The 21,734-nt window shown below is 73.2% G+C and carries 15 protein-coding genes and 1 pseudogene; 10 read left to right on the forward strand and 6 right to left on the reverse strand.

Going from position 1 to position 21,734, the window contains the following annotated elements:
- Positions 1–43: 43 nt before the first annotated feature.
- A complete protein-coding gene (locus GXP74_RS14940; RefSeq protein ID WP_182451969.1) occupies positions 44–610 on the reverse strand; it encodes a TetR/AcrR family transcriptional regulator in 567 nt (188 codons plus the stop codon).
- Between the two features lie 289 nt (positions 611–899).
- Between GXP74_RS14940 and GXP74_RS14945 the strand changes: the two genes are divergently transcribed.
- The gene (locus GXP74_RS14945; RefSeq protein ID WP_225447944.1) at positions 900–4,946 is read left to right on the forward strand and encodes a glycoside hydrolase family 3 C-terminal domain-containing protein; all 4,047 of its coding nucleotides are present in this window, start codon (positions 900–902) and stop codon (positions 4,944–4,946) included.
- Positions 4,947–5,022: 76 nt separating this feature from the next.
- On the opposite strand, the gene GXP74_RS14950 is transcribed toward GXP74_RS14945, so the two are convergent.
- Positions 5,023–5,970 (reverse strand): helix-turn-helix transcriptional regulator, encoded by a 948-nt coding sequence (locus GXP74_RS14950; RefSeq protein WP_182451970.1) that lies wholly within the window; start codon positions 5,968–5,970, stop codon positions 5,023–5,025.
- A gap of 155 nt (positions 5,971–6,125) precedes the next feature.
- Complete coding sequence (locus tag GXP74_RS14955; RefSeq protein WP_182451971.1) at positions 6,126–6,371, reverse strand: hypothetical protein; 246 nt, start codon at positions 6,369–6,371, stop codon at positions 6,126–6,128.
- 536 nt (positions 6,372–6,907) lie between these two features.
- Between GXP74_RS14955 and GXP74_RS14960 the strand changes: the two genes are divergently transcribed.
- Both GXP74_RS14960 and GXP74_RS14965 read left to right on the forward strand, forming a co-directional pair.
- Entirely contained in the window at positions 6,908–7,114 is a 207-nt protein-coding gene (locus GXP74_RS14960) for a DUF397 domain-containing protein (protein WP_182451972.1), read from the forward strand.
- Between the two features lie 178 nt (positions 7,115–7,292).
- Positions 7,293–8,117 carry a helix-turn-helix transcriptional regulator gene (locus GXP74_RS14965; RefSeq protein WP_225447945.1) on the forward strand — a complete coding sequence of 275 codons (825 nt, stop codon included), beginning with the start codon at positions 7,293–7,295 and terminating at the stop codon, positions 8,115–8,117.
- Positions 8,118–8,171: 54 nt separating this feature from the next.
- Here GXP74_RS14965 and GXP74_RS14970 read toward each other — a convergent pair whose 3' ends face one another.
- Positions 8,172–8,987: an SAM-dependent methyltransferase gene (locus GXP74_RS14970; RefSeq protein WP_182451974.1), complete on the reverse strand. Its 816-nt coding sequence runs from the start codon at positions 8,985–8,987 to the stop codon at positions 8,172–8,174.
- Positions 8,988–9,429: 442 nt separating this feature from the next.
- Between GXP74_RS14970 and GXP74_RS14975 the strand changes: the two genes are divergently transcribed.
- On the forward strand, positions 9,430–9,687 hold the full coding sequence (locus GXP74_RS14975) for a DUF1049 domain-containing protein (RefSeq protein ID WP_182451975.1): 258 nt from the start codon (positions 9,430–9,432) through the stop codon (positions 9,685–9,687).
- A 51-nt stretch (positions 9,688–9,738) separates the two neighbouring features.
- Here GXP74_RS14975 and GXP74_RS14980 read toward each other — a convergent pair.
- Positions 9,739–9,963, reverse strand: a pseudogene (locus GXP74_RS14980) (hydroxyacid dehydrogenase); the annotation flags it as partial.
- Between the two features lie 337 nt (positions 9,964–10,300).
- Here GXP74_RS14980 and GXP74_RS14985 point away from each other — a divergent pair.
- The 6 genes from GXP74_RS14985 (at position 10,301) to GXP74_RS15010 (ending at position 19,555) form a co-directional block, all read left to right on the forward strand.
- The gene (locus GXP74_RS14985) at positions 10,301–10,960 is read left to right on the forward strand and encodes a ThuA domain-containing protein (RefSeq protein ID WP_225447946.1); all 660 of its coding nucleotides are present in this window, start codon (positions 10,301–10,303) and stop codon (positions 10,958–10,960) included.
- Positions 10,945–12,042: a Gfo/Idh/MocA family protein gene (locus GXP74_RS14990; protein WP_182451976.1), complete on the forward strand. Its 1,098-nt coding sequence runs from the start codon at positions 10,945–10,947 to the stop codon at positions 12,040–12,042. Before GXP74_RS14985 ends, GXP74_RS14990 begins: the two co-directional genes overlap by 16 nt.
- A gap of 59 nt (positions 12,043–12,101) precedes the next feature.
- On the forward strand, positions 12,102–15,125 hold the full coding sequence (locus GXP74_RS14995; protein WP_182451977.1) for a glycoside hydrolase family 38 C-terminal domain-containing protein: 3,024 nt from the start codon (positions 12,102–12,104) through the stop codon (positions 15,123–15,125).
- Between the two features lie 113 nt (positions 15,126–15,238).
- Complete coding sequence (locus GXP74_RS15000) at positions 15,239–17,281, forward strand: DUF2264 domain-containing protein (RefSeq protein WP_182451978.1); 2,043 nt, start codon at positions 15,239–15,241, stop codon at positions 17,279–17,281.
- On the forward strand, positions 17,271–18,230 hold the full coding sequence (locus tag GXP74_RS15005) for a glycosyl hydrolase-related protein (RefSeq protein ID WP_182451979.1): 960 nt from the start codon (positions 17,271–17,273) through the stop codon (positions 18,228–18,230). The genes GXP74_RS15000 and GXP74_RS15005 overlap by 11 nt, the downstream gene beginning before the upstream one ends.
- Positions 18,231–18,349: 119 nt before the next feature.
- Positions 18,350–19,555: an ROK family transcriptional regulator gene (locus GXP74_RS15010; RefSeq protein ID WP_182451980.1), complete on the forward strand. Its 1,206-nt coding sequence runs from the start codon at positions 18,350–18,352 to the stop codon at positions 19,553–19,555.
- 56 nt (positions 19,556–19,611) lie between these two features.
- On the opposite strand, the gene GXP74_RS15015 is transcribed toward GXP74_RS15010, so the two are convergent.
- Entirely contained in the window at positions 19,612–21,723 is a 2,112-nt protein-coding gene (locus GXP74_RS15015) for an ROK family protein (protein ID WP_225447948.1), read from the reverse strand.
- Positions 21,724–21,734: the final 11 nt, after the last annotated feature.

Raw genomic sequence — 21,734 nt, forward strand, 5'->3', positions numbered from 1 at the left:
CTCTCGTGCGGGCTGTTCTCGGAGGTGGGCAGGTACGACGTGGTCAGCGGACGCCGGGGGCACCGAGCAGTGCCAGCAGCCCCTCGATCGCCTGCTCGAACGGCTGTGTGCTGTCCGCCGCCCGGGCCAGGACGTATCCGCCCTGCAGGGTGGCGATGACGGCCGACGCGGTGGTCCGCGGGTCGACGGCCGGGCTCAGCTCCCCGGCCTCGACCCCCTCGGCCAGCACCTCCGCCAGGCGGCCGCGGATCCAGCCGAACATCTCCTCGACCGGCTCGCGCAGCACCGGCGCGGCCATGACGTCCGGGTCCTGGGTCAGTCGGCCGATCGGGCAGCCCTTCATGACGTCGCGCTCGTTGCGCAGGTAGGCCGCGACGCGTTCGAGCGGCGAGCCGGGACCGGAGAGCAGGGCGTCGGCCCCGGCGCGCATCCCCTCGGCGGTGCGGTCGATCGCGGTGCGGGCGAGCTCCTCCTTGCCGGAGAAGTGGTGGTACATGCTGCCCTGCCCGGCGGCGGCCAGCTCCTGGATGTTCTTGGGACTGGTGCCGACGTAGCCGCGCTCCCACAGCAGGGTGCGGGTGCTCTCGATCAGACGTTCCCTGGTGCTCATGGGTCCAGTGTACATACTAGTTGGTACAGTCGCAGCAGCCCCCCGCGAAGCACCCGCCGGAGCGGGGGGCCTGCGGCCGGAGCGGGGGGCCTGTCCCTGGAAATAAATGGGTGGAATTAACTTACATCCGCGGCCGACGCAGGCCCTTCCGGTCAGGAAAGTGGTGCCGTTTCCCGAGGTCAGTAAGGGGACCCGGAAAGATCGGTCAGCTGTATTGCGTCGATAACACGTCGGGTTGTAGACACACCTTCCGGGAAGAGGTCCGCACACAATGTCGGAGGAGTCCACCGTGAAGGTGCTCAGACGCCCACTGCCACGACTCATGGCCACCGTATGCGCGGTGAGCCTGGTGGCGGTCCTTCCGGCCGTCGCGCGGGCGAGCCCCGGAGCCGACACCCGAACCGCCCGGGCGGCGGACACGACGCATTCCACCGCCGGATTACCGGTCTACCTGAACACCCACTACTCCTTCGCCGAGCGGGCGGCGGACCTGGTATCACGGATGACGCTGTCGGAGAAGGTCGCCCAGCTGCAGACGAACAGTGCCCCGGCGATACCGCGCCTCGGAGTGCAGCAGTACACGTACTGGAGCGAGGGCCAGCACGGAATCAACACGCTGGGCGCGGACAGCGATCGCGGCGGTGTCACCGGCGGGGTGCACGCGACGAGCTTCCCGGTGAACTTCGCCTCGACCATGACCTGGGATCCGCAGCTGACCTACCAGGAGACGACGGCGATCTCCGACGAGGCCCGCGGCTTCCTCGACAAGTCGCTGTGGGGGACCGGGCAGAACAACCTGGGCGGGTCGGCCTCCGACTACGGGTCGCTGACCTTCTGGGCGCCGAACGTCAACATGGACCGGGATCCGCGCTGGGGCCGGACGAACGAGTCCTTCGGCGAGGACCCGTACCTGACGTCCACGATGGCGGACGCGTTCGTCGACGGCTACCAGGGCGAGACGATCACCGGCACGCAGCGGACCCCGTACCTGAAGGTCGCCGCCACCGCCAAGCACTACGCGCTGAACAACGTGGAGGACTCCCGGCACACCGGGAGCTCCGACGCCACCGACGCGAACATCCGCGACTACTACACCAAGCAGTTCGCCAGCCTGGTGCAGAACGCGCACGTGTCCGGCATCATGACGTCCTACAACGCGGTCAACGGAACGCCGTCCCCGGCGGACACGTACACGGTCGACGAACTGCTCCAGGCGACCTACGGGTTCGCCGGGTACACCACCTCCGACTGCGGGGCGATCGGCGACGTCTACCAGTCCTCCTCGCACGACTGGGCGCCGCCGGGCTGGACGACCAACGGCACGACGTGGACGGACACGGCCACCGGCGAGCAGATCTCCGCGGCGGCGGGCGGGCAGGCCTACGCGATCCGGGCCGGGACCCAACTCAACTGCTCCGGCGGTGAGCTGACCACGCAGAACATCAGCGCGGCGATCGACCTCGGGATGCTGTCGACCGGTGTCGTCGACTCCGCCCTGACCAGGCTGTTCACCGTGCGGATGGAGACCGGCGAGTTCGACCCGGCGAGCAAGGTCGGTTACACCTCGATCGCCAAGTCGCAGATCCAGAGCCCCGCCCACCAGGCGCTGGCGGAGCGGATCGCCGCGAACGACATCACACTGCTGCAGAACAACGACGTGACCGGCACCTCGTCGAAGCTGCTGCCGGCGAATCCGGCCGACCTGTCCCACGTGGTCATCGTCGGTGCCCTGGCCGGTACGGTGACCCTCGGCGGCTACTCCGGCGATCCGAGCCTCCAGGTCAGCGCGGTGCGGGGGATCACCGCCGCGGTCAAGCAGGCCGATCCGGCGGCGACCGTCACCTTCGACGCCTGCGGTACCTCCACCACGGCCACCACCCCGGCCTCCTGCTCGGCCGCGACCCGGGCCGCGATCAGGACCGCCTCGCTGGTGGTCGTGTTCGCCGGGTCCGACCTGAACGTGGCCGACGAGGGCACCGACCGGTCCACCCTGGCCATGCCGGGGAACTACGAGTCGCTGATCGACCAGGTCGCGGCGCTGGGCAACCCGCGCACCGCGCTGGTGATGCAGGCCGACGGACCGTACGACATCCAGCAGGCCCAGAAGGACTTCCCGTCGATCGTGTTCAGCGGGTACAACGGGGAGAGCCAGGGCACCGCGCTCGCGCAGGTGCTGTTCGGGCGGCAGAACCCGGCCGGGCACCTGGACTTCACCTGGTACGCCGACGACGCCCAGCTCCCGGCGATGACCGACTACGGGCTCGCCCCGTCCCAGACCGGCGGGCTCGGCCGCACCTACATGTACTTCACCGGCGCGCCCACCTATCCGTTCGGCTACGGCCTGTCCTACTCCACGTTCAGGTACTCGGACACCAGGGTCGGTCCGGCGGCCGCGTCCGCGGACGGAACGGTCCGGGTGGGCTTCGACGTCACCAACACCGGCCCGGTGGCCGGAGCCACGGTCGCGCAACTGTACGTGGCGCCGCCGGGAGCCGGGAGCGGTGACACCGCCCGTGAGCAGCTCGCCGGATTCCAGAAGACCGGACTGCTGCGGCCGGGGCAGACCCAGCACATCACGCTGTCGGTCGAGGTCTCCGGCCTCAGCCAGTGGGACGAGAGCAGCCTGAAGCAGGTCGTCGCCGACGGCGGCTACCAGTTCCGGGTCGCCGCCGACGCGTCCGACCCGGTCGGCGTCGGCAGCGTCACCGTGCGCGGCGCGATCGCGCCCCGGGTGCGGTCGGTCACCGTCCAGCCCGACCAGGTGGTCTTCGACGCGGGCCGGACGCTGAGCCTGACCGGCACCAACCCGTGGATCGCCCCGGACACCGACCCGTCGCTGGAGCAGAACCACGCCAGTGCCGACCACGTCGTCGAGGCGGTCAACAACGACCAGTCCTTCGTCGACCTGTCCCGCGCCCAGGTCAGGTACGCGAGCAGCGACCCGCGGGTGGCGACCGTCAGCGGCGACGGCACGGTCACCATGCGCGCGCCGGGCGTGGCGACGATCCGGGTGACGGTGGACGGAGTGACCGGTACGACCCCGGTGGTGGTGCGGGACCCGCTCGGTGTCCGGGCCCCGACCGTGGTGAAGCCGGACACCACGATCACCGCCACCGAGACCCTCACCAACACCGGGGCCGGGCCGGTACGCGATCTCCGCTTCGGCCTGACCGCCCCGAGCGGCTGGACGGTGACCGCGACCTCGCCGGTGTCGTCGGCCGTCGTCGCCCCCGGGCAGCAGGCGGTCGCGAGTTGGAGCGTGGCGGTTCCCGGTACCGCAACCCCCGGCACCCAGACCGAACTTGACGCGACGACGGGGTTCACCGGCGCGGCCGGGGCGTACACCGAGGGCGCGGTCGGCCCGGTCACGGTCACCTCGGGTGCCACGCCGGAACAGGCCACGCCGGTCATCACCGGGACCAGCCCCGCGGCCGGGGCGCTGACGGTGCTGCTGGACAACCCGTCCGGAACTCCGACCGCGGTGAAGGCGGTCAACTGGAGACTCGGCAGCCTCTCGGGCACCCAGCCGGTCACCGCGACCATCGCCGCGGGCGCCTCCACCAGTGTGACCGTGCCCGTGAGCGGCATCAGCTTCGCCACCAGCTACCCGCTGACGGTGACCGGCGTCATCGCTGACGGCCTGTCATCCGAGACCCTGTCGGGGCACGTCACCTTCCTGCCCGTGGTCCACCGGAGCCTGGGCGGCTCCTGGACGGTCGCCCAGGTCCAGGACGGCCCCTCCGTGGACATGGCCACCACGGCGAACGGGATCTGGCAGTCGCTGGACGGCTCGCTGCCCTACGGCGGCTCCTCCTACCTGTCGGGCCGGATGTGGTTCGACTGGGACTCCACGAACCTCTACGTCACCGCGCAGATGACCGAGCAGTCCTTCTCCGAGCCCTACACCGGGGCCGACATCTGGCAGGGCGACAGCCTGCAGGTGGCGGCCACCACCGACGTGCCGGGCTCGTCGGCCACCACCAGCGCCGCCTCGACCGACGGGCACTACGAGTACGGCGCCGCCCTCACCCCCACCGGCCCGCAGCTGTACCGGTGGACCAGCCCGTCCGCGGGCGCGGGGCCGGTGACGAACGCGACCGTCCACGTCACCAGGGACGACACCGACCACACCACCCTCTACCAGCTGGCGCTGCCCTGGAGCGACCTGACGTCGGTGCCGCCCACGGCGAACACCGTCTTCTCCCTCTCGGCGATGTTCAACAACGTGGACACCGGCGTGCGCAACGGCTACCTGGAGTGGGGCGGCGGTATCGGCGACAACAAGAACGTGGCCGAGTTCGACATGGCCCAGCTGATGCCCGCGAGCGGATCGTGACGAGGGGCCGGGCCCGCCGCTGAGTGAGGGGTGGGCCGCCACCGGGTCCATCCCGGTCGGCCCCGAGGTCCTCCGGTCAACGCTCGGGCGAGCGGGGACCGGAGGACCTCGCCGCCGTCCATCCCGGTGACCGCACCGAGGCAGCGAAGGGGCCGCCGCCGAGCACCGACAGGACGGGCCAGTGCGGCAGGTGGTTGCCGGGGAGGGCCGCCGCGATCTCCCCGGGGCCCAGCGGCTCGCCCAGGGGAGCCGCCAGCAGGCCGCCGGTCGCGCCCATGACGGCCGGCGGGGACTGCTCCTGGCGCCGCCACTCGTCCTGCCAGACCTTCTGCAGGACCACCGGGTCGGCCCCGCAGGCGCGGGAGAGCCGTTCGGTCAAGGGCCAGTTGGGGAAGCGCTCGCCGGTGAGGACGCGGGACAGCAGCGACGGGGAGACGCCGACGCGGTCGGCCAGGTCGCGCTGGGTGAGGCCGGAGGCCCGGTGGAGGCGGGACAGGACCGGGGCGAGCCAGGAGTGTGGATGCGTGGGGGTGCTGGTCCAGCCGGTGACCTCGGGCCGGTCCGGCTGGTCGGGTTCGGCGGGACGGGGCGCGACGGAGCGGTTGGCGGGGGGCGGCGCGGAGCGGAAGGCCTTCCGGGCGGTCTCGGGGCGCATGTCCAGGGCTGTGGCCAGACGTTGCCAGGAGACGTGCCCGGCGCGGGCACGATGGACGAGGGCCACGGTGAGCTTGTCCAGGGTCCGGGCCAGTTGCGCGGCCTGTTCGACGGGCTCGATGGCGGAGGCGTTCCGCACCGTCAGCAGGCGTATCAGATGACGGGCCTCCTGAAGCAGGTCGTCGGCGAACTCGGCGGCCGGACCGTCGCTCTGCGGCGGGTCGGGGACGGCCGTCGCGTTGTCCGAGCGGCGGCCGCGATAGGCGGCCTGCCGGCACCTGGCGTTGCAGTAGGCCAGGGGCCTTCCGATGGCCGAAGGGCGTTGCGGCAGTTCCCTGCCGCAGTACAGGCAGCAGGCCGGCGCGTTCACGTCGCGGTTCCCCTCTGGGCATGGTGACGAATCGGCTTGTGCAGGACGTACTTTCGTCACAAGGCCGGTGGATGTGGGTGGTTTCTCCTTCGGGCGGGTGGGGCGACGGTTCGGACTGGTTCGGTCGCGAACCCACGCCCCACCCGGCCTCGGGTTCACCGGCGCGATTTGCAGATCTGCCAGGCGACGGCCACGTAGCCGGTCGTGGTGACGGCGAGGGCGGCCCGACCGAAGGTGCTGGACGGCCCCCACTGCGCCGCCAGTTGGGCGGTGAGCAAGCCGGACAGGACGTTGCCGGTCGGGGTTTCCCACCCGGAGTCCTGGTCAGGGCCGGTAACCTCATCCGTGCGGCGGTGGCGCTTCGAGCGGCCTACGCCGTTGCGCTCAGGGAAGTTGATCACGTGTGCCCTCCTTGGGCTGCAGTAGTTCGCAGGGCTCCGATTCCTCGTGCTGGCCGGCCGGGGTCGGGGCCCTGCGGTGCTTGACGACCGAATTGGCTGCAAGGGCCATCGGTTCCGATTAATCTGCCACACCTCGGCGGACCCGAAATATTTTCGTCTCGCACGGGGACCGGAGTCCGACCGGCCCGCGAGCAGGAAATTCGAACTCCCCTGACCCGCCTCCCGGCTGACGGTCGTCCGGAGCCGGTGCGTCAGTCCTGGTCAGAGACCTCGGTGTTGGGATCGGGGGGCTCGCGCCCCCTTGTGCGCCCTCCGCGCTACCGCGTGCCGTCCGGCTGTTTCACGCCGACCGAGCGAGCTGAGGATTCCGTTTCGCGCCGTCGCACATGCGACGGCGCGGCCCCCTCCCCCCGGTGCTTCGTCGGCACGCGATTGAACCGCCGGCGGGAGGGAAATACTCGGGTTGTCACATATGCGATCGCATATGCAATCCGTATCGGAATCTTCTGATCCGATTGTGTGGGAGGTGGGGCACCATGGCGAGCAGCGACGGCGACGTCCGGCCCTGGCGGAAGAGCAGCTACAGTCAGAACAACGGCGCCTGCGTGGAGCTCTGCGACGAGGGCGCGGTGGTCGCGTTCCGGGACTCGAAGGACCCGCAGGGAGGCGAGCTCACGTTCAGTCGGGAGCAGGCCGCGCGGTTCATCCGCGGCGTCGCCTCGGGCGTGTTCGGCCAGCCCTGAGGATTTTGCAGACAACTCCGCTTATCTGGAAGTCACTTCTCCGGACTTGCGGCACGATGGCCCCTACTATCGACCTGTCGATCGAAGGGCAATCGTCATGGCCGCAGAGCCGGCTGGCTCGCCACGCCGCCTCCACTCGCTGCGTGAGACGGAGAGGACTCCGCCCCGGGCCGAGCGGATGGCCATCGGATGGGAGCTGTACAAACTCAGGGAGGCGGCCGGAGTGAGCACCGCCGGCGCCGCCTGGGCCGTCGGCGGCGACCGGTCCAAGATCAGTCGGCTGGAATGCGGACGGATGGGCATCAAGGAGGAGGACCTCGGTCGCCTGCTCGACCTCTACGGCGTGGACCCGGCCACCCGCGCCCGACTGCTGGAAGAGGCCGAACAGGCGAACCAGGAGCCCTGGTGGCGCCGTCCGTACGCGGACGTGATGGGTGCGCATCTGCGTACCCATCACAGCCTGGAGGACGCCAGCGACCGGATCGAGGTGGTGGAGTTCTTCGCCCTGCCCGGGCTGCTGCAGACCGCGGCCTACGCCCGGGCCCTGGTCGCGCAGTACTACAACGAGGCGCCCGCCGCCGACGTGGAACGGCGGGTCGAGCTGCGGCTCGCCCGCCAGCGCCGGTTCCAGCAGGCCCGGTCGACCAAGAAGTTCTGGGCGGTCCTGGACGAGGGGGCCATCCTGCGGTGGCGGGGGCGTCCCAGCATCATGCGGCCGCAGTTGCAGCACCTGGTCGAGCTGGCCGACGATCCCCGCTACGCGCTGCTGCTGATGCCGTTGAACGAGAGCCGCGTGCCCTACCTCGGGCCGGTGACCATCTTCCGGTTCGACGACCAGCGGCTCGCCGAGGTCGCCTACACGGAGAGCCCGAGCGGCGCCGAGTTCCAGACCGATCCCAGCAGCGTGGAGATACACAGCAAGCGGTTCGTGCAGATCGCCAGGGCGTCCTACAACCGCGAGGCCACCAGGCGGCACCTGGAGGCACTGGTCCGCAACCTCTGACCGCCGGGCGGTGCCCGGGTCGGCCGACGGCCGGGCCCGGGCACCGCGCCGCCGCTACGGCTTGCGGGCCACGCCGACGTAGAGCGACACCTGCGCGTTGTCCAGCGCCGACCCGTCGTCGCCCTCCTCCGGACGCCACTGGTGGCCCACCACGACCCCGGGCCGCACCAGCTCCAGGCCGTCGAACAGCCGCGTCACCTCGTCGTGGCCGCGCACCCGGAGGTACGTGCCCTGGCCCCGGTAGATCTGCTCGATCCCCTGCCACGCCTCCGGGGCGAAGTCGGGGGTGCAGTGCGACAGCGCGAGGTAGGAGCCGCTGGGCAGGGCCTCCACCAGCGTCTCGACCACCGAGCGCGGCTCGATCCGGTCGCCCACGAAGTGCAGCAGCGCGTTCAGGCTCAGCGCGACCGGCTTCCCGTCCGCCAGCAGCGCCCGCACCGCGGGTGCCTCCAGCAGTGCCTTGGGGTCGTTGACGTCCGCCTCGACATAGGCGGTACTGCCCTGGGCGGCGCTGTCCAGCAGCGCGTCGGCGAAGACCAGCACCAGCGGGTCGTTGTCGACGTACACGACCCTCGCCTCGGGGTGCAGCCGCTGGGCGACCTCGTGCAGGTTCGGGGGTGTCGGGATGCCGGTGCCGATGTCGAGGAACCTGGTGATGCCCTGGTCGGCGAGGAACCGCGTGGCCCGGTGCATGAACGAGCGGTTCACCCGGGCGACCACGCCGATCGCCGGGAACTGCTCGATCACCCGCTCCGCGGCGGCCCGGTCGGCGGCGTAGTTGGTCCGCCCGCCCAGGTAGTAGTCGTACATGCGGGCACTGTGCGGCCGGTCCTGCCCCAGGTCCACAGGCCCTCTCTCCGTCTCCGACATGTACGTCCCTCCTTGACACCGTCTACCGTCCTCGGCCCCGGACAACCGGTCGTCGGCCGTCATGCCAGCGGCACATGCCACGTGACGCCCCTGGCGTCCGTACCCAGCCCTGGTCCCCTTTGACCGCGCTCGCACATGTGACTTCGAGGTGGTAGATGCCCACGGCATATGCCGCACGAATCAGATCAACTACTGTTACCAGCATTGCAGTTGGGACGCGCGGAGGGAAGGGCCCACAAGATCCAATGTTGCCGGGCCAGGGCCAGGGGCCCGGACCCGGACCCCGGCCGCCGCCGGCCGCCCGGGTCACCCGGTCGCCGCGCCCGGGTCGCCGCCGGGGGCGGGAGCGGGCATTCTCGTCCCAGGTGGCGCCCCGGCTCGGGAGCGCCGTACCCGCGGCCGGTGCGGTGCAGGCGGCCGACTCGGAGAGGACGGTCCGCCGATGTCCGACAGCGCATCGCGCCGCCCGGCGCGCGAGTCAGCGAAGTTCAGCCTGTCGCCGCGCCGGATCATCATGGCGGTGGTGGCCGTCCTGGCGGTCATCTTCATCGCGCAGAACCGCTCCCGGGTGCACATCCACTTCTTCACCGCCGAGTTCAGCTGCCCGATGTGGCTGCTGCTGGTGATCATGACGGTGGTCGGCCTGGGCCTGGGACTGGGCGTCAGCCGTCGGCGCAGGACCCGGAAGCGCGCGGCCTGATCGCGGCGGCGGCGACGGCGCCGGGGAGCGGGTGGCCGCCGGTCAGGCGGTGGCGGCCGCGGTGGAGACGGTGACGCCCCGCTCCCAGCACGCGTCGGTGACCAGTTGCCGCACCGAGCCCGCGGCGTGCAGCACCACGCGCAGCCGCGGTGCGGCGGCCATGGCCCGCTCGTCCAGCGGCGGGCAGCCCCAGCCGGTGACCAGCACCTCGACCCCGGCGAGCGCGGCGCGCCGCGGTCCGGAGTCGGAGGTCGGGCGGAACGGGACGGGCGGGATCGGGGCGGGGAAGTGGCCGTGCGGCCCCCGGACATTAAATCCATCGACTGGGGTTAGTCAATGGACGCGGCAGTCACCACGCGGCGGCCGTCCGGAAGCTGGGGACGAGGACCGGACGACCGGCGGATCGGGCTGGCGCGGTACCCCTCGGGCGCCGGTCCGGGGGTCCGCGCAGGTCCCGTGCCGCCCTGGCGCGGGTGCGCGCGGGCCGGTTCCGCGGAGTTCATCCAACGTATTGACAAACTATGGCGCCGATTCGTAGGTTCACCGGGGCAAGCGACTGACACCCCACTCCGTGCGTTGCCACGCACGGTGCCGATGGGAGCGTGCGACCACCTTGACTACTCACACCACCCGGCGGGCGCTGGTCGTCCGCGGCGGCTGGGACGGACACCAGCCCGTGGCGATCAGCGACGGCTTCGTCCCCTTCCTCAAGGACCAGGGCTTCGCCGTGGAGACCGCCGAGGACCTCGCCGTCTACGACGACGCCGAGCGCCTGGCCGCCACCGACCTGATCGTGCAGTGCTGGACCATGGGCACGATCACCCGCCGCCAGGGCGACAACCTCGCCGCCGCGGTCCGCGCCGGGAGCGGGTTCGCCGGCTGGCACGGCGGCATCGTCGACTCCTTCCTCGACCACGGCTACCACCTGCTCACCGGCGGCCGGTTCGTGATGCACCCGCCCGAGTTCCGCGACTACACCGTGCGCCTGCTGCCGGAGCGGGCGGAGCACCCCGTCATCGCCGGGCTCCAGGACTTCGAGGTGCACACCGAGCAGTACTGGCTGCTCACCGACCCGCACATCGAGGTGCTGGCCACCACCACCTTCCCGCCCGACGACCTGCGCGACCGGCCCTCGGTGATGCCCGTGGTCTGGACCCGGACCTGGGGCGCCGGGCGCGTCTTCATCTCGGCCATCGGGCACAAGCCCGACGACTTCGACGTGCCGGAGGTCCGCACGTTGACTGAAAGGGGACTGCTGTGGGCGAGCCGCTGAAGATCGGCATCGTGGGCGCGGGCAGGATCAGCGGCGCCTACCTGAGCACGCTGAACGGCCTGACGCCGGTGCGGCTCACCGCCGTCACCGACCTCGACCGGGACCGCGCCGTGAGCCTGGCCGCGGCGGGGGCGGCCGGGGGAGCGGGCAACGGGAAGGAGGTCGCGGTCGCCGGATCCGTCGCCGAACTCGTCGCCCGGGACGACGTGGACGCCGTGCTCAACCTGACCATCCCCGCCGCGCACGCCGAGGTCGCCCTCGCCGCGCTCGGCGCGGGAAAGCACGTCTACGGCGAGAAGCCGCTCGCGGTCGACCGGAAGGAGGCCGAGGCCGTCCTCGCCGCGGCCCGGGCGGCGGGACTGCGGGTGGGCTGCGCCCCCGACACCGTGCTCGGCACCGGCACCCAGACCGCGCGCAGGGCCGTCGACGAAGGACTGATCGGCCGCCCGGTCTCCGCCACCGCCTTCATGACCGGTGCCGGGCACGAGACGTGGCACCCGGACCCGGAGTTCTACTACCGGCCCGGCGGCGGCCCGCTGCTCGACATGGGCCCGTACTACCTCTCCGCGCTGGTCCACCTGCTCGGCCCGGTGGTCACGGTGACCGGCGCCTCGTCGCGGCCGCGCGCCGAGCGCACGATCGGCAGCGGCCCGCGCGCCGGGCACAGCTTCCCGGTGGAGGTGGACACGCACATCACCGGGATCCTGGAGCACGTCGGGGGAGCGCTGAGCACCCTGGTCATGAGCTTCGACGTGAAGGCCGCGCGGCTGCCGCGGATCGAGGTGCACGGGACCGCGGCCTCGCTGTCCGTGCCCGACCCCAACGGCTTCGACGGGCCGGTCGAGATCAACCGCGGCACCGACTGGGAGGAGCTGCCGGTGAGTGCCGGGTACCGGGACGCCGGTCGCGGCATCGGCCTGGCCGACCTGGCCGAGGCGTTGGCGCAGGGACGGCCGCACCGCGCGTCCGCCGAACTCGCCGCCCACGTCCTGGACGTCATGCTCACCCTGACCGAGGCGGCGGACCGGGGCCGTGCGCTCGCGGTCGCCAGCACCTGCGAGCGGCCCGCCCCGGTGAACTGACCCTGCTGCCCGGCGACCTCCCCCGCACCGCACCCGTCGCAGTAACAGGAGACCACCCTATGCACGACGACCGAGAACTGGTCGAAGCACGACTGGAGCGCGTCCTGCGGGAGCGCATCCGCCCGGCCGTCCACCCGCTGACGGCGCCGCTGGACGTCGAGATCTGGTCCACCCCGGGCGAACCCGTTCCGGTGGCCGAGGGGCTGGCCGCGACGACCCGCCCCATCGCCCCGGGCACCGCCTGGGGTACGCCCTGGGGGACCAGCTGGTTCAAGGTCACCGGAACGGTCCCCGCCGAGTGGGCCGGTGCCACCGTCGAGGCCGTGCTCGATCTCGGTTTCACCCCGCGCACCCCGGGCTTCCAGTGCGAGGGCCTCGTCTACCGCCCCGACGGCTCGCCGGTCAAGGGCCTCCATCCGCGCAACTCCTATGTGCGGTTGGGCGGTCCGGTGGCCGGTGGGGAGCGGGTGCACTGGCGGATCGAGGCGGCCTCCAACCCGGACCTCGACGAGAGCGGTGTCCCCTTCAGTCCCACGCTGATGGGCGACCGGGACACCGCGGGCGACGCGCCCCAGTACGTGCTCGGCGAGATGCGGCTGGCCGTCTTCGACGAGACGGTCTGGGAGCTCACCATCGACCTGGAGGTGCTCGGCGAGCTGATGGCCGAGCTCCCGGTGGACGGCGCGCGCCGCTGGGAGATCCTGCGCGCGGTCGGCCGGGCGCTGGACGCGGTCGACCTGCGGGACGTCAACGGCACCGCCGCCGCGGCCCGGGACGAACTGGCCGGTGTGCTGGCCGCCCCCGCCGTTCCCGCCGCGCACCGGATCAGCGCGGTCGGCCACGCCCACATCGACTCCGCCTGGCTGTGGCCGCTGCGCGAGACGGTGCGCAAGGTCGCCCGGACGGCGTCCAACATGACCGCGCTGCTGGAGGCGGAGCCCGAGTTCGTCTTCGCCATGTCCCAGGCGCAGCAGTTCGCCTGGATCAAGGACCACCGGCCGGAGGTCTGGGCCCGGGTGAAGCAGGCCGTGGCGGACGGCCGGTTCGTCCCGGTCGGCGGTATGTGGGTGGAGTCCGACACCAACATGCCCGGCTCCGAGGCGATGGCCCGTCAGTTCGTGCACGGGAAGCGCTTCTTCATCGAGGAGTTCGGCGTCGAGAGCGAGGAGGCGTGGCTGCCGGACACCTTCGGCTTCGCCGCCGGGCTGCCGCAGATCATCAGGGCGGCCGGGGCCCGCCGCCTGCTGACGCAGAAGATCTCCTGGAGCCGGACCAACCGCTTCCCGCACCACACCTTCCTCTGGGAGGGCATCGACGGCTCCCGGATCTTCACCCACTTCCCGCCGGTCGACTCGTACAACTGCGAGATGGCGGGGCGTCAGATCGCGCACGCGGCAAGGAACTTCAAGGAGAAGGGGGTCGCCACCCACTCGCTGGCGCCGACCGGCTACGGCGACGGCGGGGGCGGTACCACCCGCGAGATGGTCGCCAAGGCCGCCCGGCTGCGCGACCTGGAGGGCTCCGCCACGGTGCGCTGGGAGGCCCCGGCGGCCTTCTTCGACAAGGCCGAGGCCGAGTACGCCGATCCGCCGGTCTGGGTCGGCGAGCTCTACCTGGAGCTGCACCGCGCCACGCTGACCAGCCAGGCCCGGACCAAGCGCGGCAACCGGCGCAGCGAGTCGCTGCTGCGGGAGGCCGAGCTGTGGGCGGCGACGGCGTCGGTCCGGGTCGGATTCCCGTACCCGTACCCCGAGTTGGACCGGATCTGGAAGACCGTGCTGCTGCACCAGTTCCACGACATCCTGCCCGGATCCTCCATCGCCTGGGTGCACCGCGAGGCGCGTGAGACCTACGCCCGGGTGGGCGAGGAGCTGGAGGCCATCATCGCGGGCGCCCAACAGGCCCTGGCCGGAGCGGGATCGGTCGAGCTGCGGTTCAACGGCGCGCCGCACACCCGCGGCGGGGTGCCCGCGGGCGGCGCCGCGGCCGGGGCCGCCGACGGCGCGGTGACCCCGGTGCCGCGCCAGGGCGGCGGCCTGGTCCTGGACAACGGACTGCTGCGGGTCGAGATCGACGAACGCGGGCTGGTGGTGTCGGTCTACGACCTCACCGCCGGACGCGAGGCGGTCGCCCCGGGCCACGCGGCCAACCTGCTGCAACTGCACCCCGACTTCCCCAACCAGTGGGACGCCTGGGACGTCGACGCCTTCTACCGGAACACCGGCAGCGACCTGGTCGAGGTGGAGTCCCTGGGCACCGAGGGCACCTCGGTCCGGATCGAGCGGGTCTTCGGCGAGTCGCGGGTCGTCCAACTGCTGTCGGTGCCGCACGGCGTGAAGCGGCTCGACATCGAGACCGAGGTGGACTGGCACGAGCGGGAGCGGTTTCTGAAGCTGGCCTTCCCGCTGGACGTGAAGGCGGACCGGTACGCCTCGGAGACCCAGTTCGGTCACGTGTACCGGCCCACCCATCAGAACACCAGCTGGGAGTGGGCGAAGTTCGAGGCCTGCAACCACCGCTTCGTCCACGTCGACGAGCCCGGCTGGGGCGTCGCGGTCGTCAACGACGCGACCTACGGCCACGACGTCACCCGCTCGATCCGCGCCGCCGACGGGGGCGCGACCACGACCGTGCGGGCGTCACTGCTGCGCGCGCCGCGCTTCCCCGACCCGGAGACCGACCAGGGCACGCACCGGTTCCGGCACGCGCTGGTGCCGGGCGCGACCATCGCCGACGCGGTCCGCGAGGGCTACCGGGCCAACCTCCCCGAGCACCGGCGCACCGGGGCGGTCACCGCGGTGGCGCCACTGGTGACCGTGGACCGGGACGCCGTGGTGGTGAGCGCGGTGAAGCTGGCCGACGACCGCAGCGGCGACCTGGTGGTGCGCCTCTACGAGGCCGACGGCGGGCGCGCGCACGCCACGCTGTCGGTAACCGACGGCTTCGCCGTCGACCGCGCCGTCCGGACCGACCTGCTGGAGCGCCCGCTCGTGGACGCCGGGGCACTCCCGGCCGCGGACGGCGCCGTCGCCCTCGACCTGCGCCCCTTCCAACTGGTGACGCTGCGGATACCGCGCGGCTGACGCCCGTCACCGGCCACGCGTGGAGCGCCGTCCGGCACACCCTGTCGCATGGCGCTCCGCCCGCCGCTCCAGCGCGTGGACGCATCCGCACCGACCTGGGAGATCCGCCACTCATGAACCGCACCCCCGCCGAGGACCGCGCCCACTGGGAGCGGACAGCGGACCGGCTGCTGCTGGCCGTGCGGCCGTACGCGACCGCCGGGCACGCGCTGATCGGGCTGCCCGGAGTACCGAGCCGCAACGGCCAACACAGCGACGGCCTCGAAGGCTTCGCCCGCACCTTCCTGCTGGCCGGGTTCCGGCTGGCGGGCGCGGGCGGGGCCGACCCGCACGGCCTGGCCGAATGGTACGCGGCCGGGCTGGCCACCGGTACCGACCCGAAGCACCCCGAACGCTGGCCCACCTTCGCCGAGGCGAACCAGGCGAAGGTCGAGGCCGCCTCCGTCGCGCTCGCCCTGCACGAGACCCGGCCCTGGATCTGGGACCGGCTCGACGACCGGGTCAGGCGGCAGGTCCTGGACTGGCTCGCGCCGATGGTCGGCAACCTGATGCCGGGCAACAACTGGGTCTGGTTCCAGGGCGTCACCGAGGCGTTCGCCCGCACCGCCGGAGGGGAGTGGCTCCAGCAGGACCTGGACCGCGCCATCGCCCTCACCGACGGCTGGTACGCCGGGGAGGGCTGGTACTCCGACGGCCTCACCGGCGCGCTGCACCGCAACTTCGACCACTACAACGGCTGGGCGATGCACCTGTACCCGCTGTGGTTCTGCCGCGTCCTCGGCGACGCCGCGCCCGCCGGGCTGGTCGACCGCTACCGCGCCCGACTGCGCCGCTTCCGGGCGGACCAGCGGCTGCTGGTCGGCGGCAACGGCTCGCCGCTCGTCCAGGGACGCTCGCTCACCTACCGGCACGCCGCCCTGGCACCCCTGTGGACCGGCGCGCTGTTCGACGCCACGCCGCTGGCACCGGGGGAGACCCGGGCCATCGCCAACCGGACGCTCGACCACTTCACCGGGCACGGCGCCACCGACGCCCGCGGCCTGCTCACCCTGGGCTGGCACCGCCCCTACCGCGGCGTGCTCCAGGGCTACTCCGGGCCCGCGTCGCCCTACTGGGCCAGCAAGGGCTTCATCGGCCTGGCACTGCCCGCCGACCACCCGGTGTGGACCGAGGAGGCCACCGCGCTCCCGGTCGAACGGGGCGACTTCAGCCGCACCCTGGCCGCGCCCGGCTGGCTGGTCTCCGGCACCGCCGCCGACGGCGTGGTGCGGGTCGTCAACCACGGCGGCGACCACGCCGACCCGGGCCGCCTCCACGCCGACGACCCCTGCTACGCGCGCTTCGGCTACTCCACCCACACCGCGCCGGAGACCCCCGGGGACGCCAGCCCCGGGCCCGGCTCCTGCCCGGACGCCGAGCCGCTGGACAACGCCGTGGTCCTGCTCGACGCGCACGGCCGCGCCTCGCACCGGCGCCCCTCCACCCGGATCTCCATCGACGGCGCGACCGCCGTCTCCCGCTCCCGCGCGCACTGGCCCGACGACGCCAGCTGGGACGTCTTCGGCGGCCCCGACACCGGGTACCGGCTCGGCCCCTGGATCACCGTCGGCTCCGCGCTGCGCGGTTCCGTCGAGGTGCGGGCGGTACGGGTCGACCCCGCCGACGACGGCCCGGCCGCCGAAGACCCCGCCGCCGGACGAGACCCCGCCGCCGAGCGGCACCGGCTGCGGATCGGCGGCTGGGCCCTGGCGGCGGACCCGCCGTCGGCGCCCGCCGCCGCGACGGACGGCGCCACCGCCCGGGTGACCGACGCCGCCGGGCTGGTCTCCCAGGTCACCGGCGTGCACGGGCTGCCCCGCGCCCGCGTGCTGCCGGGCCAGGACAGCAACGCCCTGGGCGCGGCCTCGGCCACCCCGGTGGTGGAGACCGAGGGCCCGGTCGCCCACGGCAGCGTCCTGGTCGCCCTGGTCCACCTGGGCGGAGCCGCCCCGAGCGCCCCGCCGGAGGTCGCCACCCGGGCCGAGGGCAGCGACCTGCTGGTGGACATCGCCTGGCCGGACGGCGCGCGCGACACCGTCCTGCTGCCCGCCCCCGACGCCGGTCCCGCGCGGGACCCCGCGCGGGACCCCTGGAAGGACCGCCCCCGTGCACGATGACCGCCGGATCACCGAGACCCGGATCCGCAAGCTGCTGGACCGGGTGATCCGGCCCGCCCTCCACAGCGCGACGCTCCCGCTCACCCTGAGCAGCTGGGCGGTCGACGGCGAACCCGTTCCCGTCGCCGAGGCGCTGAAGGCCGACTACCAGCCGTTCGCCCTCGGCTCCAGCTGGGGCGGTCCCTGGTCGACGACCTGGCTGCGGGCCCGCGCGCAGGTGCCCCAGGGCTGGGCCGGGCGCCGGGTCGAGGCCGTCTTCGACCTCGGGTTCGACCTCGGCCGCGGGCCCGGCGGCCAGGCCGAGGGCCTGGTCCACGACGCCCACGGCTCCCCGATGCAGGGCCTGCACCCCTACCACCGCAGCGTGCTGCTCACCCGCTCCGCCACCGGCGGCGACCAGGTCGACCTGCTCGTGGAACTGGCCGCCAACCCCTGGATCGTGGGCAGCGCGGGCCGCAACACCCACTACGGCTCGCTGGAGACCGCGGGCACCGAGCAGCTCTACCGGCTCGGGCAGGCCGAGATCGCGGTACGCGAGGAGGAGGTCTGGCAGCTGATCCACGACATCGAGGTGCTCGACGAGCTGATGCACGAGCTGCCCGAGGGCTCCTCCCGGCGCCACGGGATCCTGCACGCGCTGCGCCGGGCGGCCGACGCCGTCGACGCCACCGACGTGGCGGACGACCGCAGCGGCGACGTGGTGGTGCGCCTGTACGAGTCGGGCGGTGGAACCGCCACGGCCCTGCTGACCACCGGGTTCCCGCTCGCCGCCGCCTGGGACTGCGACCTGCTGGAGCAGCCGTGGCCGCGGCCCGACCCGGACGCCCCCGAGCCGCGGCCGGCGCTGCTGCCGGAGCGGACGGACGGGCTCCGGCTGCGGCTGCGCCCCTTCCAGATCCTGACGCTGCGGCTGCGCCCCGGGGCCGCCGACGCCGGAGGGCGGGGGTGAGCCGGTACCGTCCGGCCGCCCGGGACGAGTCCGTCCCGGGCTCCGTCGCCGGGCGGTGGCATAGCATGCGAGCGACCGGACGACAGTCCCTGGATGCGGAGAGGCGCAGGTTGACGAGCATGAGGGCGGGTTCTGGTGCGCAGTCACCCATCAGACGCGGAACCAATCTGCCGCGGGTGGGGGACTTCAACGAGTCGGTGGTGCTGGACGCGATCCGTCGGCAGCGCTCCGGCCTGAGCCGGGTCGAGCTCGCCCAGGCCACCGGCCTGTCGCCGCAGACGGTCTCCAACATCACCCGGCGGCTGCTGGACCAGGGGGTGGTCCGCGAGTCCGGTCGGCAGAGCAGCGGCAGCGGCAAGCCGCGCACGCTGCTGGAGATCGTCCCGGCCTCGCTGTACGCGGTCGGCGTCCACCTGGACCCGGCCGTGATCACCTGCGTGGTGGTGGATCTGCTGGGCACGGTCGTCGCCCAGCAGAGCCACACCACGCCCAGCGGCGGGGACACCGACAAGATCGCCGCGGACATGGCGGCCACGGTGTCCGCGCTGGTGGCGGACTCGGTCACGGACCGGGACCGGGTCCTGGGCCTGGGCATCGCGGCGCCCGGGCCGATCGACGCGGTCGGCGGCTGGGTGGTGGACCCGCCCGAACTGCCCGGCTGGGGCCGGTACCCGCTGCGCGACCGGCTGAGCGAGGCCACCGGCCTGCCCGCGGTGCTGGACAAGGACGTGACGGCGGCGGTGGTCGCGGAGCGCTGGACGGGCACCGCGACGGCCAGCCGGAACCTGCTCTTCTTCTACTTCGGCACGGGCACGGGCATGGGACTGGTCGTGGACGACACCGTGCTGCGGGGGGTCTCCGGCAACGCCGGGGAGGTCGGCGGTCTCGGCGCGGGCTGCTCCACCCGGATCCTGGTCGAGGAGGCGGTGGCCCTGGGCGTGCTGGGGGCCGAGTACACGGTGGCGAACCCGGCGGACGCGCACCGGGGGCTGGAGCGGCTCGCGGAGCTGTCGGCCGCCGGGGACGGCGCCGCCGACGGCATCCTGGAGCGGCTGGCGATCCGCATCGGGCGCGGCGTCTGCGCGGCGGCCACGCTGCTGGACGTCGACACGGTGGTCTTCGGCGGTCCCGCCTGGCAGGTACTGGCGCACCGGTTGCTGGAGACCGTGGAGCCGATGGTGGCCAGCAGCCCGTTCGTCAGGGCGACGCATCCGACGGCGGTCGTCTCGACCACCCTCGGCGCGAACGTCGCCGCTGTGGGCGCGGCGTCGCTGGTGCTCGACGGCGCGCTGTCGGCGCAGCCCGGGACGCTGCTGCTGAAGTGACGCGGCCGGGCCCCCGCGCCCGCCGCTCAGGGGGTCGCCGCTCAGGGGGTCGCCGCTCAGGGCGAGCCGGGCCGCCGCAGGCGGGGGGTGAAGGAGGCATGGAAGAGGGTGGAGGCGGCGCCGACGGCGGCGGCCTCGTGGGTGCTGACGGAGCGTTCGACATGGACCCGGCGCAGTCGGCGGGCGGTGGGGAAGTCGTTGACGGCGCGCTCGATCTCGGTGAGGTAGACCTCGGCGGCGGGTCCGGTGCAGAAGGGGCCGCCGACCACCACCAGCCCCACGTCGAGCATGTCGATCACCGCGAGGGTGCCCCGACCGATCGCCCGGGCAGCCTGACGCACCGTCAACTGCCCGCGTCGGGCCGCGCTCTCGGGCATCATGACGTGGACGGCCGGGTTGCACTCGGGCAGCCGCTCCGGGCGTCCGGACGGCTCCACCCGGCCCAGCGCGACCGCGCACAGCTGGCCGAACTCGCCCGCGTTGGCGCTGAGTCCGCGGTAGATGTCACCGTTGAGGATCAGCCCCGCGCCGACCCCGGTGCCGAGGTAGAGGTAGACGAAGTCGCGCGAGCGCCGGTCGCGGCCGATCCAGCGCTCGCCGACGGCGGCGGCGGTCGAGTCCTTCTCGACCAGGATCGGGCAGGAGAAGCGGCGTTCCAGCAGGGTGCGCAGCGGCACGTCGCGCAGCACGCCCATCAGCGGCGGGTCGAGGACGGTCCCCGACACGGTGTCGACCGGGCCCGGCACGGCGACGCCCAGGCCCAGGAACCCGCTCTCGCGCACCCGCCGCCCGGCTCCCGCCAGGACCGACTCGCCGAGCGCGGCGATCTGGGCGACCACCGCTCCGGGGCGCGGCTCGGGGGTGATCTTCTCGACCCGCCGGGCGACGATCCGTCCGGACAGGTCGACCACCACCGCGGTCAGCACCTCGGGGTCGATGTGGATGCCCATGGCGTGCGCGGCGTCGTCGCGCAGCCGGACCAGGCCGCGCGGTTTGCCCTCGGCCGACTGGCGTTTGCGGTCCTCCACCAGCAGTCCGCGCTCCAGCAGCGAGCGCGCGATCCGGGAGACCGACTGCTGGGTGAGCCGGGTGCGGGTGGCGATGTCGCCGCGGGTGATCGCCCCGGCCAGCCGTACCGTCTCGATGACCACGCATTCGTTGAAGGAGCCCAGGTCGATCTGGTTGGCTCCGCCGCCGCTCGCGGTCCCGGCGGCGGGCAGCGGCCCGGCGATGCCCGGCGGGCGCTCGCCCGGGGCGGCGGGCAGCGGCTCGCGGATCCAGCGCAGCGGGCCGGGGCCGTGCAGCGCCGCCGCGAGGTCGAGCAGCACCCTGGCCGAGGAGGACGGGTGCTGGGCGGCGTCCAGGGCGAGCGCGGCGCGCAGGAAGGACACCGTGCCGGTGTGCTCGGGCGGCTGGTGCGGGGTCACCTTGGCCCGTGCGCACTGCTCGGCGACGCCGGGTCCGGCGGGTCCGCGCAGGACCACCAGGTGCAGCGAGGCCCTGGGGTGGGCCCGGCGGGCGGTGGCGAGGAAGGCGGCGACCACGCCCGGGCCCGCGGGCTGCCCCGCGGGGGTGGCCAGGGCCTGGGTGAACGCGGTGGTGACCGCGGCGAGCGCGTCGGCGGGCGGCTGGATCTCGGTGGGCGCGGGTTCGGCCCGGGAGCCGCCGCGCTGGGCGAGCAGCACGAGCGTGTGGCCGGGTTCGTGCAGCAGCCCCACCACCCAGATCCCGCCGTCGCCCAGCGCCGGGTTCAACGGCGGTACCGGGCAGGAGAGTTCGTCGCGGCCGAGGTTCCAGTGGCGGCGCGCCGCGGCGACCGCGGTGTGCGAGCAGCCGAGCCGTCGGCCGAGGCTGCGCGAGGAGCGCTGGTCGCGCGGGGCCAGCAGGCTCTCGGCGATCACCTCGCCCTCGTCGACCTCCACCGGACGGCCGCTCTGCGCGCGGCCGTCGAGCCCGGCCGCGCCCTCGGCGGCGTACCGCTGCCGCCAGGTGGCCACGGTCTGCCGGGAGGCCCCGAGGCGGCGGGCGATCTCCGCGTTGTTCCGCCCGAGCGCGGCCTCCAGCACGATCGCCGCGCGCAGCGCGCGGGGCTGGGGTCCGGCCGCCCACCGGCGGAGGACGTCGAGTTCGTCCTCCACCGGCGGGTGGGTGGCAGTGTGCTCAGACACCGGCGGACATC

Origin of the sequence: Streptacidiphilus sp. P02-A3a, from assembly GCF_014084105.1 — a bacterium.
GTDB lineage: Bacteria > Actinomycetota > Actinomycetes > Streptomycetales > Streptomycetaceae > Streptacidiphilus.